Here is a 13,299-nt window from a genome sequence, read left to right on the forward strand (position 1 = left end):
AAACACCCGCCTGCCCGCAAACTTTGCGCCTGGATCCAACGCTTACTTCCAACGCTTACTTGGCGGTCGGCATGACAAATTCGGCGCCCTTTTCAATGCTTTCCGGCCAGCGTTGCATGATCGACTTCTGCTTGGTGTAGAAGCGCACGCCCTCCTCACCGTAGGCATGCATGTCGCCAAACAGCGAGCGCTTCCAGCCGCCAAAGCCATGCCAGGCCATCGGCACAGGAATCGGTACGTTGATGCCAACCATGCCGACTTCGATCTGCTGGCCGAATTCCCTGGCAGCGTTCCCGTCGCGCGTAAAGCAGCTCACGCCATTACCGAACTCATGCGCGTTGACAAGCTGCACCGCCTCTGCCATGTCCTTGACGCGTACGCACGACAGCACGGGTCCGAAGATCTCTTCCTTGTAGATACGCATGTCGGGCGTGACATGGTCGAACAAGGTACCGCCCATCCAGTATCCTTCAGCGCATCCCACTCCCGCGCTGGCCGGATCAAAGTCACGTCCATCCACCAGCATCGAGGCGCCCTCTTCCACGCCTTGCGCGATATAGCCCAGGATGCGCTCGTAAGCGGGTCGGGTAACAATAGGCCCCATCTCCGCGGCCAGATTCTCGCCATCGAGGACCTTCAGCGCCTTCGTGCGCTCAACGAGCTTAGGCATCAGGCGCTCGGCGACGTCGCCCACGAGCACCGCAACGCTGATCGCCATGCAACGCTCGCCGGCCGACCCATATGCGGCGCCGATCAGCGCGTCGACCGTCTTGTCGATGTCGGCGTCAGGCATCACCACCATGTGGTTCTTGGCCCCGCCCAGTGCCTGCACGCGCTTGCCATGGCGGGCACCGGTTTCATAGATGTAGCTGGCGATCGGCGTTGAGCCCACGAAGCTCAGTGCCTTCACGTCAGGGTGCTCGACCAGGGCGTCGACTGCTGCCTTGTCGCCCTGGACCACATTGAATACGCCGTCCGGCAAGCCAGCCTCCTTCAGGAGATCGGCAATCAGCAACGATGGGCTCGGATCCGTGGGGCTAGGCTTGAGCACGAAGGTGTTGCCTGCCGCGATCGCCACGGGGAACATCCACATCGGCACCATCACCGGAAAATTGAATGGGGTGACTCCGGCAACGACACCCAACGGATGACGCAAGGTCCAGTTATCCATCCCCTGCGAGACCTGCGCGGTGTAGTCGCCCTTCAGCAGTTGAGGGATGCCGCACGCAAACTCTACAATGTCGATGCCGCGCGCGACCTCGCCCTGCGCATCGGTGAAGACTTTGCCGTGCTCAGCGGTGATGAGGTGGGCCAGGGTGTCCTTGTCCCGGTTCAGCAACTCGAGGAAACGGAACATGACGCGTGCCCGACGGATCGGCGGCGTCTGCGACCACGCGGGAAAAGCGGCTGCGGCGGCAGCGACTGCCGACTCGACGTCCGCCGGGTTGGCCAGCGCCACCTGCCCCGTGACCTTGCCGGTGGCCGGGTTCGTCACGGCTTGCCGGCGATCCGACGTGCCCGCGACCCGGCGGCCGCCGATATAGTGCTCAATGGTGTTGTCCGTACGTTGCATGACTTGCCCTCCAGTCGATAGTCTGCGTGTAGTCTAAGAATTGACAGCTTCCGGGCCAAGCCCGCAACCGAGAACTACTTGTTTAGTTTTCTAAACAGTCGACGGATAAGATGAAGAACAAAGACGAGATCTGGGGCCATCTCCACTGGCTGGTCATTCTGGCGCAGCAAGGCAGCTACACTGCGGCCGCGGCCTACCTGAACGTGACCAAAGGCGCCGTCAGCCAGCGCATTGCCGATCTTGAGCACGCCGCGGGCGTGCCACTGGTCCAGCGCACCACGCGCAGTGTCCGCCTCACCGATGTCGGCCAGCGGCTGGTCGATGAAGTCGCCGCTTCGTTCGAGCAGATCGCGAACGGCTTCGCAGGCGTTCGCGATTCTGCCGGCGAACCCCGGGGAGTCTTGCGGGTAACCGCACCGGTTTCGTTTTCCCGCCAGCAGCTTGTCCCTCGCCTGGCGGATTTCTTCGAGATCTACCCCGACATTCGGGTGGAACTCGAATTGTCGGATCAGTTACGCTCGCTTGCGCTGGAAGGGTTCGACCTGGCCATCCGCCATACCATGGCGCCGCCCGACACCCATGTCGCCTGGGCGCTCTGTCACACCCGCAGCCTGCTGGTCGCCAGCAAGACATACCTGCGCAAAAGAGGTAACCCTCGCGCACCATCGGATCTCGCCGAGCACGCGTGTCTCTACTATCCGCGCGCCCATGAGAGTCCGACCTGGCATTTCGTGGAAGCAAGGCCTCGCGCACGTACGCCAAAGGAGCGCATCACCGTGCCGGTCGCGGGCCCTCTGTGCGCCACAAATAGCGAGGCCCTGCGGGACGCCGCCATCGCTGATTTGGGCATTGCGCTCGTGCCTGATTTCACCGCCCAATCGGCTTTGCAGGACAGGAAGCTCGTGGAAGTCCTGGAAGACTGGCGGCCTGCGGGGGCGTTTCCTGACCAGATATTTGCGATTCGGCCATACTCTGCGCACGTCCCGCGCGCGGTATCGGTGTTCGTCAAGTGGTTGAGGACGGCCCTGCAAGGCGGCTTCCATCCGTAGGAAATGCCGGACCGAAATGCCGGACCGCAGGCAACTCACACGGAAGCGCCAGCCTTCTCGGACATGGTCCCGACATAGCGCCCCCGCGGACGTATCACTTGCCCCACACCCAAAGGCTCCAGGCTATGCGCCAGCAGTCCGATGCTTCGCGCCGTGGCTGGCGCGGGAGATGCCGTATCAAGCCGCATCCCCGCACGGGCGGGCTTTAGGGTTAACCCCTATACTGGTGATTCTTAGTCCTCATATATATTCATCCGTGGTTTCTTCGTCAGCGCCACCTTAATGGTGGCGTCTTTTTTTGCCATCGTTGTTGACGAAGCTGACGACATCAATTTCTACGTAGAGAGACAAGAAGCTCGCATACCCCACCAGCGTATGACACAGGATCGGCAGTAATCTAGTGGATACTTACCATGTTACCGGGTCGCCAAAGAAACCGGCACATGTTAAGGGTCAACATGCTTTCAACGCTGGCTGTAGGCGGGTACGCCTTAGTCTTGCTCATTGTGCTGTGGATAGGCGTGCGCTGGATTTTGCGGCACGATCCCGGTTTGCGCGAGGATAGATCACAAGACCGGCAGCCGACGTACAGCGATACGGGCGACTGTGGCAGTGGCGATGCAGTGGGCAACGGCCAGCTTGATAGCGGGGCACAGCCGCCGCAAAGTTGACATACTACCCACCGTCGATTGCCCGTACTTGATGCCACTGGGTTACGGATTCACCACCGTCAGCACGCTGGCGCGGGAGATGCCATAAGTCTTTGTCAACGCACTTACCATCACCCCGGCTGCATACCTGCCCTTCATTTCTTCACATTGGGCTGGTGCCAAGCCCAAGCCAACAAGAAAAATCCCCGCTCGGCGTTCCTGCGGGGATTTTGCGAACTGCGAAATGAGGATTCTAATCGGTTCCTTACGATTGAATTATCAGCGAGCGTTTCAACCGCCGTCGGTGAAGGAATCACGCCTGTCAGTTACCCTTGTACCGTCGGTGTAGACATCGAATCGGGATGACTTTGCACCATCAGAATACACATCGAACTTCGTTGCTCTATTTCCATCGGTATAGGGATCACGCGGTCCCATAACGCGTGCGCCATCGGTGAAGACATCACGCGTGCCTATGCCAGCATAAGCCGTCCCCGCACCAAGGGCGGCACCTGCCACAGCGATTAGGAAGAGTTTCTTTACCATTTTCCCACTCCTTTTCAAGTGGTCATTCGTGTCCCCGGCCAGTAAAGGTATTGGTTCACTCACTATAGGTTGGTGCGCCGCAATAGCGATTGCGGAAAGCAGATAATTTTGTTATGAAGGCGGGTACTGCTTATAATTCGCGAGCGTTTGCACCGCGCACGTGGGCATTTTAACGAACTAACCGGATCATTTTCCATTTGAATGTGCTCGACGACGTACCGGTTCTCGGGGTCTCTTGTGCGAGACGCGACCAGCGGCGACGCGTTTTTTTGCCATCGTCTGGGCCAAGCTGGCGGTATCCGTTGCCGCGAGTACCCTACCGACGTACGGCGACGATGCAGCGACCGCGCGCCACAGCACAGCACATAGGGCTCGTCGCGCAGCGTGACGATCATTTCGTCCCCGATGGCAGTTGGAACCGGGCTTGCGACGTGCGGCTTCGACGCAAGTGGACGAACGTTGCCCAGAACCTGTCACATCAGTGGCGGATCGTTTCGTAGCTGACGACCACGCCGCGCTCGAATAGCAGCGCCTCAACATAGCGTGGTTCGACTAAAAAGCGACCCGCGGATCGCATGAGATGATTGCCGCCGAGAATCGGTTTCCCGCGAAAGCGCAGTCCGGCCTCATCACTACGCCATTTAATCCCTCCCGATCCCTAACTCGACAATGCCCTTCTTCTGCTTCACGTCTGCACTGGTGCCGAGTGTGATCTCCTCTGACGGTCAAGTCCCCACGTGCGCAGGGACCCAAACCAGAGGGGCGCTATCCTGATCTTTGGAAAGTTCAATGGATGCGTTCAGACTCCAGGATTTTCTCGACCGTGATTTCGAGAAAGTTCAGGCTCTCAGGTACCGCGACACGGACATGCTGGCCCTCGTGCAAACCAAACAGCGCCATACCCACCGGCGACAGGATTGACAGCTTGCCTTGGCGATAGTCGGCGTCTTCAGGGTACACAATGCGCCAAAGCAGATGCTCACGATGGTGCGCTTCGATGCATAAAAAGGGGGTATGCAGCGTTATGGCCTTGGCCGGCAGGCTGGTGCGTGCAGATGACCGCATGCTCGATCATGTCACGCAGGCACTGCCGCTTATGCGTCGGCAACCCCTGATCCAGCACAAGAGAATTGAGCCGCTCGATATGGGCCGTTGTAAGGAAAATCGTCGTTCGCATCGCAATCTCCGCGCATCACTTTGAATCCATTCACCAGGCAGGCTGTCCATGGCGTCAGGGAAACGAGTTTCGGCCCGGTGCTCTGCAGACGGTCCAAACGAGGTCAGGCAGAGCGCCGGGCGGCAGGGAGCATTGCGGCAGTCGCCGCGCGATGGAGCGGGAAGGTGCGTTTCACGGGAATTCAGATGCGAGAATGACAATTCTCACAGTCATCATTTACTCATCAGTCAGAAATATAGCGGACAGATGGGTGCCTGAAGAATGAGCGCACGAGTTTCGGGTTGCGTCCAATTTGCGCAAGCTGCTCGTGAATTCGCGGGCCCAGTTTTTCACCTTTTTTCAAAGGGCGTCGCGCGGCGCCGTTGCGCTTGACGTGACTCCACACCAATTCATCCGGATTTAGGTCGGGTGCGTAACCGGGCAGGAAATGCAAAACCAGTTTGCCCTGCAGGTTGGCGACGTAGTCCTTGACGATGGCTTTCTTGTCCGCTGGCAATCCGCCGATGATCAGATGTACCGCCCTCTTTCGATTGAACATCAGCTTCTTGAGCAGCGTGACGAACAACTCGCCGCTGAGTCCACCTTCGTATGTGGCAAACCAGAAGGCTCCCTTCGAATTGACTGCGGACGCCGCACTCATGCTTTGCCGCTGGCCCGGCCGCTCGACAACGGGCGTTTCGCCGCGCGGCGCCCAGGTCTTGCCATGCACCGAGTCAGCTCGAAAGCCCGATTCGTCCCAGAAGAAGATATCTGCCTTCTGCTCGCGGGCCTGCCTGGCAATGGCCGGATACGTCTCGTGCTGCCACCGATCGATTGCCTCCGGATCGCGCTGATAGGCGCGCTGCAGCGGTTTTTGCGGCGTGAGGTTCAGACGTGCCAGCATCGCGCCGATCGAAGCTAGACTCAGCGTCACACCGAACTTTTTCTGCACCAGTTCGCGAACCAGTTTGCGTGTCCAGAGGCCGAAATCGAACCCATACTGCGTCGGATTTTTGCCATTGATCCATCGCAGCACCCGCTGCTCCTGCGTAGGCGTGAGCGTGCGCGGCCGACCTGTGCCTTTGGTCGAGCGCAGCGCCCGTACACCACGGCCGTGCGCCTGGCCGCGAATCTTGTATGCCCACGACCGATTCATCCCGAACGATGCCGCGACATCGTCCGGATGCTCTCCCTCGGCCATGCGTTGCACTGCCAGGATGCGCATTTCTTCCAGCGTATTGTGAGCCAGGCTGCGGCCGTCATTTTTCATGAACGCCCCTCTAATGATCTATCGTTCAAGCATAGACTATTTGTCCGCTAAATTCCTGACTTATGAGTAAGTCGCGAATGCCCCTCGAATCGGCCAGGATCATGGCGCGAGCGATCGCTACTTCTTAGATCACCCAGGACGATCGGGTTCCCAGTGTTGATGTCGTGCGCAACGGCGCGGCTGCGCGACATGCTGACGGCTCGGCCTCGCTTGCACCCAGACGACGCTGTGGAGCTGCGCCGCAACAGTAGCGATGCTGCGAACTTGGAGTGGCCGTACTTTTTGAGAGAAATCTGGCGGTGATTGCCCAGAGAGCCGCTTGCAGCAAGGATCCGCTGGCCCACCCCTTTCGCGAGGCAGGCGATTTGGCATGCCCTTGATTCGCATGAGTATTCATGCCAAAACCGCCAGATTGCGCACGATTAGTTCGACTACCAGAATTTGGTGCCGTGGCGTCCTGTGATTGAGCTGCGACGGGGACAGAGACTTGCTGTGACCGTCTTTGGCGGACGAGCATCGTGGGAACTGCGACCCTCGCGAGAGCAAGAAATCACCTGAATGAGCTATGACATCGCTTGGGTTACAGCTTGCCTGCCAACTCAATGATGGCTTCGCGTAGCCAACGTTGTCCGCTGTGGCCATGGTTGCGCTCGTGCCACAACATGCTCACGGCGAAGCCCGGCACGGGGAAAGGACATTCGACCACCTTGAGCGCCTTGCTGCGATCGCGCACCAGCCGTTCCGGCACCAGGGCGATAAAGTCAGAGTGGGCGACGATTTCAGGTACGAGCAGGAACGATGCCGCGGAAAGCGAAACGTTACGCTTGCAGCCTAGCGCTGCGAGCCCGTCGTCCACAGGGGTTGTGAAGTCGCCACCGCGCAGCGAGACGATTACATGGTCCAGCCGTGCGAACTGCTCCACAGAAAGCCCTCGTCGCAGTCCGGGATGCCGATGTCGGCCGATAAGGACATAGCGCTCGTCGAACAGATGCCGGCTGCGCAGGCTGACTGGGCCATGCTCGGGCGTCATCAGCGCCAGATCCACTTCGCCGCTAGCCATCTGCGCTTCCAACTGTGGCGGATCAAGATGGCGCAAGGCAATCCGCACACCGGGTGCCCGCTTTCGTAGCGCAACCGCCAACGGCTGGGCCACTATCTTCTGCAGGTAGTCGGTGCAGGCGATGGCAACGGTGAGTCGAGCCTTTACCGGGTTGAAGTGGCGGTGTTCGGCCAACGTTGCGCGCACCTGATCCAGCGCGTGGCGAAGCGGATCAAGCAGTTCGAGGGCCTTGGCAGTGGGCGTCATTCCACGCTGCACCGGTATCAGCAAAGGGTCATCGAACAGTTCGCGCAAGCGGTTCAACTGTGCGCTCACTGCCGGCTGGCTGAGGTGCAGGCGCTCAGCCGCGCGAGTCACGTTCTGTTCCACCAGTAGGGTTTCCAGAGTGACCAGGAGGTTGAGGTCCAAACGCTTTTTGGTATCCATCGCATGGATGGTAGCAGCAAATCATTTTGATTTCATAGATACCTTAGGTCACTGCAAACTGGCATCAGTCTCGATACTCAATGCCCTGTGAAAGCCAAGCCATGCATTCAACCAGCAGAAAAAAAGTTCTTATCGTCCATGCCCACCCCGAGCGGACTTCCGTGACGCGTCATCTTGTCGAAATCTCCATCGAAGTACTGAAGGCCCAAGGCCACGAGGTAATGCAGTCCGACCTGTACACCATGGGATGGAAGGCGGTGTTCGACGGCCAGGATTTCCCCAAGCGCGCCAATCAGGACCGTCTGTCTTTCATTGAGGAATCGGGGTACGCCTTTTCGAACGGCTGCCAGACTCCCGACGTCGAAGAAGAGCAACGAAAGATCCTGGCGGCGGATGCGGTGATCCTGCTGTTCCCACTATGGTGGTTCAGCATGCCCGCGATCATGAAGGGGTGGGTGGATCGGGTGTGGGCCTTTGGTTTGGCCTACGGCTACCAAGGGGCCGGTAACGCCTATCGCTACGGCGAAGGCGGCTTTACGGGAAAGCGCGCGCTGCTAGCGGTCTCTGTCGGCGGGCCAGCGGACGACTATTCTCCCCGTGGCATCAACGGGCCGTTGGAGCAACTGCTCTTTCCCATCACGCACGGTACGCTGTTCTTTCCTGGCATGCAGGTGCTGCCCACCTTCGCGGTGTACGGGACTGTTCGAATCGACGAAAACCGCATGCCCGAAGTAGCCGCCGCCTGGCGCGGCCGAGTGGAGCGCCTGTTCGCCGACGCGCCGATTGCTTTCCGTCCACAGAACGGCGGTGACTATCCGGACCGCCACGTGTTGGCCGACCACGTTGCACCGACTCAGACTGGGTTGCGGGCTCACATCGCCGATGCCTCTCGACCCGCTGCGGCCGAGGAATGCAGCGCCCCTTTGCCCACCGCCATTCAGTAGGGCTGAGGTGAAGACGATCGTGATTCTCATGCGCAGAGCGGACGCTTCTGGCGAAGCACTGGCAAGCCTTGCCACGCAGGAGATGGAGGCCGGCAACGGGCTGCATGCGCGCCGCATATGGGTTGCGGGAAGGCGCAGGAGCAGTACTGGAACTCGAAACAGCCACCTCAACCTTACCCCCAGTGCCACGCTGCCACGGCACCAGACCGAGATAGGCCGACAGTTGCCGGCCCGATTGGAAGCCTCGCGCATCACTCTTGCGCCTGGAATCGCGGTGACCGCCTTGCATGTGATCGAGACTGTCCTCACCAACCCGTCGATCGCAGGCACCGTCAATCTATGCTTTACCCGCAGCCTGCGGCGGTTCGGTGGCGAGCCCAAGACGCGCTGGCGCGTCCGGCACGCAGTCCGGGCGCTGGGCTTCACGAAGGCGATCGCCTGTGCGCCCTAGGCGCAAGGGGCCTGGCTGCTGGCCCACGCCGGCGTCGGTACCGCGCTCAAGGCCGAGTCGCTGGCACGCCAGCTTGCTGCGCTGCCCGTTGGCACCCTACCAGCGGCGCGGCACGATCTCGAATGGCTGGATGGATTGGGCTGCCGCCCCCTGGGCGCTCACTGAACCAGGTTGGCGACAAAGTCGAGCAGGGCTCGTGTCTTGGCCGGAACATGGTGACGCGACGGATAGTAGGCGTATAGCGGGAACCGCTCATCGGACCAGTCCGGAAAGAGGTTCACGAGCTTGCGCTCCTCAAAAAACTGCTCAGCCCCGAGTTCCAATATTTGCCCAATGCCATGGCCAGCAACGCAGACACTTTGCATCGTGCCGGCCTCATTGACAGTCAATTGACCGCGCGAGTTGAACACGATCTTCTTGCGTCGCTGGTGAAACTCCCACGGAAACGGCCGTCCGGTCTCGGGGTCCCGGAACTGGATGCAGACATGACTGCCCGACTCCAGATCCCTCGGTTCTTTGGGCAATCCGTATCGCTGAATGTAGGCGGGCGCCGCCGCGGTGATGATCCTCGTCTCCAGGAGTTTTTTTGCCACGAGCGCCGAATTACGAGGGTGGCCAAATCGGATAGCCACATCGAAGCCATCCGTGATCATGTCGCCCAACTCGTCGCGCGTAATCAGCTCGAGCTGCAAGTCCGGGTGGCTTTGCAGAAACGCTCCAAGCCGCGGACCCAGTATCAGCCGAGAGAAGAACGGGTCGACGTTGACGCGAAGGCGTCCGTTGATGGCCTTCGCACTTCCGCTTGCTGACGCAGTGATGGCGTCGAGGTTTGCGATCAGAGGCATGACCTGCTCGTAGAAGGATCGCCCTTCGTCTGTCATCCGAACGGAGCGAGTGGTGCGGTCGAAGAGTCGCAAGCCGAGCTGCTCTTCGAGTCGCGCGATCGCGCGACTGACACCGGACTGCGACATGTCGAGCGCCTCGCCCGCGCGTCCGAAGCTCCTGCTGTCCACCACCGCCGCCATTACCCGAATTCCGTCCAATACGCGCTGGTCGAGTCCGCCCATTGATGCGCTCCAAGCATGATTCAAATGCAACCCATGCTATCGCCTTTTGTTGGCCTTGTCACCAGAATGCATGTCACGACGAGGCGGCAACACGACTACGAGGAACGTCACGCGACCCATCTCTGTCGACCGCTCGGCAACCTAGAAAGGAGAGCCCATGCTCAAAGCAAGCAAATTCGTCGTTCGGCAAGGACTTCCACGTCTGGCCGTCGCCGTTATGTCCATGATGGCGTTGGAGGCAACAAGTCCCGCGTTCTCACAAACCGACAATGATCAAAGGAGCAGCATCATGACCATGAAAGACGATCTCGCCAACCGCTCGCCAGACATTCACTGGCCGGCCGGCTTCGATCCGCGCAAAGCTGATCTCTTTTCGCATAATGAGTTGTTCATCAGCGCGACGTGTGAACGCGTCTGGCAGCACATCGTCGAGGCGCCGAAGTGGCCTCAGTGGTACCCGAACTCCAAAGAGGTCCACATCATCAGTGACCCGGGTTCTGTGCTCAAGGAAGAGAGCACGTTCCGCTGGACCACGTTCGGCCTGCCCATCGAGAGCAGGATCAACGAGTTCGTCCCGTTCTCGCGCATTGGCTGGTTCGGCTACGCCCCGGGCACCAAGCCGGCCTTCTATCACACGTGGTACCTCACACCTCGTGGCAACGGCTGCCAAGTTGTGACCGATGAAGTAGGTAATGGCCCCGATGCCGCTAACCTTCGCAAGAACGATGAAGGGCTGATGCACCGTGGTCACGACCTCTGGCTGGCAACTCTACGTTGGGTTGCCGAGAACAAGCTGGACTGATGAGGAATCATGCAGCTTGAATCGCCCCCGGAAACCTCGGAGTGTGCGCTCTGCCACTGGCCGCGCCACCGGCCAAGACGCGTCGCGCACCCCCAAGGCCTTCGGCTCGCCCAGCGAAGCCCGTTGAGCCCGTCGATCCGGTGCTGCAAGCCATCGTGAAGCTGCAAAAGCGCTTCCCGCAAACCTTTCCAAAACGTCCTGCGCCCAAGGTACCACTCAAGATCGGCATCTTCAAGGACCTCGTCCAGCACGCGCAGGAACTTGGTCTGGCGGAGCCGGTATTGCGCGATGCAATCCGGACCTGGTGCCGCGGCACCCGCTACTGGACCAGCCTGGTGGAAGGTGCCCCGCGCGTGGATCTGGCGGGTCAGGTAACGGGACACGTTGCACAGGCCGATGCGACCCGGGCACAGCAACTGCAGGCCCATCGCGCGGCGCGAGCGTTATCTCGACCCGCGACGGAGCCGCAGCCCAACTGATCCGTGATGGCGGCGCCGCGCCATCGACGTAGGGTTCGTGCGCCGACAAAGCGCAACCAGGCATCACATGCCTGCGCTCGACGACTGGAATCCATTGTTCCCCGTCGAACTGCCGCGGTCACCGCCGCAGCCATGATCGTTGCGCCCTACCCTTCCTGCTCCAGGCGTTGCCCTACGCTCCTCACATTTACCGTGACGCTCGAGAGGAAATTGCCGCCCGCGTGGAAGAAATTCGATGTAGCGAATCCCAAGGCAGTGATCGAGCGCACTGTCGATGCCTTCAGCGGCTGGGCCGCGCTGGGCCGGCTCTAAAAAGAGGCACCAAAGGAGATTGAGGCGCGCGCCAGGCGCCTGCGCCTGTTTAAACTCTGAGCGCGTAAGCGGAACCGTTGCCGAAGCGTCCACCACGATCATCATCGCGACGTGGCAGGCACAACTGCGCCGGTTGCGCCCGTTGACATTGGAAGCGAGGAACCGCATGAGCCAGACTTCCCACCGCCACGACACGACCTACATCATGGTGGCCGAGGCGCTCCTCACCTCCCGCATGGTTTCCGCGACACTCTCAAACATGAGAGCAGCATGTATAGGGGGCGCAGCACGCAAGCGTGGGACTCAAAATCGTAGCGAGCGCACTGCCCCCGCGATGTCGGCAGCCTCGCGACTTGAGCTTGCCTGTTTCAGAACTTACGGATTGTCACGAGTTCTGAGTCAACTCGGCTCGGGACATTACCGTTTTCTCCGGTAAGCAAGGCACATTGCCGAGCTGCTAATTTTTCCCCAGGAGTTCACATCATGAAGAAGCTGTTCGCTGCTCTCGCCTCTGCAGCCCTCGTCGGTACCGTTTTCGCGCAGACTGGTGTGCCAGCTTCCGCGACTCAGCCGCATTCAGGGGCGACGAAGGACCAGGTAAAGGTCGTCAAGGAAAAGAGCCCCACGCAGGCAAAAGCCGACAAGGACAAGATGAGTGCGGGCGCGCAGGGCGATGTAGGAAAAGCTCAAGCCAGCACCAACAAGGAGAAGGCTGACGTAAAGGCTGATGCCAATAATTCCGCCGCCAAGGGTACCCACCACAAAGCGACCGAGATGGGGGCCGCCAATACCGAGGCTGGTAAGGCGAAGGTTGACGTAAAGAATGATGCCGACCAAGCGAAGGCCAAGGCGGACGTTGCGAAGCCGGACGCAAAGGCCGACGCTGCGAAAGCCGGGGCCAGTGTGGACAAGACGAAGAAGCAGTAGGCTGCTCCCATTGGGCGAACCGTGGAGGGGTTGCCAGGGCGAAGGCCGCTGCAACGTAGCCTGAGTGCAGGAGCTTTGCGGAGAGCGCAGGTTAGCTGGAAAGCCAGCCTGACCTCTCCGCCTTTGTCACCTTTGGGGAATCGCCATGAAACCCATTCTCGCATTACTGATTGCCGTATCTACGCTGCTCTGTGGTTGCGTCGTGGTGCCATACGATAGAGGATACGGCTATCGTCCATACGGGTATTGGGGCTACGGACACCACGAACACCATCGACGCCACGGAGATAACGACGACTGAGGCAGAAAGGGCCGGCAACAACTCCGCGCTGCAATATGCGCCAAATTGTCGCGGCATCAGAGTCGACAAATCAATTGATGTTGTGCCTACGCGTGCGTCGAGAGTGAAGCACCCGAAAAGTCTATGAATGATCTTGCCCCCGAAGAGTGGAGTTCTTAGCCCTATGTTCAAATACGAGCAAGGAGCTAAGACATGTCAGGCAAGCAAACGCGAGCGAAATACACACAGGAATACAAATTGGAGGCGGTTCGCCAAGTGAGGGCCGGCCAATCGATTGCGGTCACGG

The 13,299-nt window shown here is 59.8% G+C and carries 11 protein-coding genes and 2 pseudogenes; 5 read left to right on the top strand and 8 right to left on the bottom strand.

Annotated features, from left to right (window positions below; genetic code table 11):
- Window positions 1-55: 55 nt before the first annotated feature.
- Window positions 56-1,573: a CoA-acylating methylmalonate-semialdehyde dehydrogenase gene (locus tag CF70_RS23040; protein WP_035870203.1), complete on the bottom strand. Its 1,518-nt coding sequence runs from the start codon at window positions 1,571-1,573 to the stop codon at window positions 56-58.
- 110 nt (window positions 1,574-1,683) lie between these two features.
- Between CF70_RS23040 and CF70_RS23045 the strand changes: the two genes are divergently transcribed.
- On the top strand, window positions 1,684-2,622 hold the full coding sequence (locus CF70_RS23045) for a LysR family transcriptional regulator (protein WP_035870204.1): 939 nt from the start codon (window positions 1,684-1,686) through the stop codon (window positions 2,620-2,622).
- A gap of 35 nt (window positions 2,623-2,657) precedes the next feature.
- On the opposite strand, the pseudogene CF70_RS38220 reads toward CF70_RS23045, so the two are convergent.
- The 5 genes and pseudogenes from CF70_RS38220 to CF70_RS23060 all read right to left on the bottom strand — a co-directional run.
- Window positions 2,658-2,786 (bottom strand): annotated as a pseudogene (locus tag CF70_RS38220) (citrate synthase); the annotation flags it as partial.
- Between the two features lie 777 nt (window positions 2,787-3,563).
- A complete protein-coding gene (locus CF70_RS35210; protein ID WP_081862311.1) occupies window positions 3,564-3,818 on the bottom strand; it encodes a hypothetical protein in 255 nt (84 codons plus the stop codon).
- A gap of 786 nt (window positions 3,819-4,604) precedes the next feature.
- Window positions 4,605-4,883, bottom strand: coding sequence for a GreA/GreB family elongation factor (locus CF70_RS23050; protein WP_035870205.1), 279 nt, complete (start codon window positions 4,881-4,883; stop codon window positions 4,605-4,607).
- Between the two features lie 335 nt (window positions 4,884-5,218).
- Window positions 5,219-6,244: an IS630 family transposase gene (locus CF70_RS23055; RefSeq protein ID WP_035870207.1), complete on the bottom strand. Its 1,026-nt coding sequence runs from the start codon at window positions 6,242-6,244 to the stop codon at window positions 5,219-5,221.
- A 580-nt stretch (window positions 6,245-6,824) separates the two neighbouring features.
- Entirely contained in the window at window positions 6,825-7,730 is a 906-nt protein-coding gene (locus tag CF70_RS23060; protein ID WP_035870208.1) for a LysR family transcriptional regulator, read from the bottom strand.
- A 101-nt stretch (window positions 7,731-7,831) separates the two neighbouring features.
- On the opposite strand from CF70_RS23060, the gene CF70_RS23065 reads away from it, so the two are divergent.
- On the top strand, window positions 7,832-8,674 hold the full coding sequence (locus CF70_RS23065) for an NAD(P)H-dependent oxidoreductase (RefSeq protein ID WP_051648828.1): 843 nt from the start codon (window positions 7,832-7,834) through the stop codon (window positions 8,672-8,674).
- A gap of 163 nt (window positions 8,675-8,837) precedes the next feature.
- On the opposite strand, the pseudogene CF70_RS39070 reads toward CF70_RS23065, so the two are convergent.
- Together CF70_RS39070 and CF70_RS23070 are read right to left on the bottom strand one after the other, a co-directional pair.
- Window positions 8,838-8,927: pseudogene (locus CF70_RS39070) on the bottom strand (transposase); the annotation flags it as partial.
- Between the two features lie 356 nt (window positions 8,928-9,283).
- A complete protein-coding gene (locus CF70_RS23070) occupies window positions 9,284-10,192 on the bottom strand; it encodes a LysR family transcriptional regulator (protein ID WP_035870210.1) in 909 nt (302 codons plus the stop codon).
- A gap of 157 nt (window positions 10,193-10,349) precedes the next feature.
- Here CF70_RS23070 and CF70_RS23075 point away from each other — a divergent pair, with 157 nt between their 5' ends.
- From CF70_RS23075 to CF70_RS23085, 3 genes are all read left to right on the top strand, one after another.
- The gene (locus CF70_RS23075) at window positions 10,350-10,994 is read left to right on the top strand and encodes an SRPBCC family protein (RefSeq protein ID WP_035870211.1); all 645 of its coding nucleotides are present in this window, start codon (window positions 10,350-10,352) and stop codon (window positions 10,992-10,994) included.
- A gap of 140 nt (window positions 10,995-11,134) precedes the next feature.
- On the top strand, window positions 11,135-11,473 hold the full coding sequence (locus tag CF70_RS23080; protein ID WP_051648830.1) for a ProQ/FinO family protein: 339 nt from the start codon (window positions 11,135-11,137) through the stop codon (window positions 11,471-11,473).
- 795 nt (window positions 11,474-12,268) lie between these two features.
- Window positions 12,269-12,712 carry a hypothetical protein gene (locus CF70_RS23085; protein ID WP_035870213.1) on the top strand — a complete coding sequence of 148 codons (444 nt, stop codon included), beginning with the start codon at window positions 12,269-12,271 and terminating at the stop codon, window positions 12,710-12,712.
- Window positions 12,713-13,299: the final 587 nt, after the last annotated feature.

It is taken from the genome of Cupriavidus sp. SK-3 (assembly GCF_000611145.1).
Taxonomy (GTDB): domain Bacteria; phylum Pseudomonadota; class Gammaproteobacteria; order Burkholderiales; family Burkholderiaceae; genus Cupriavidus.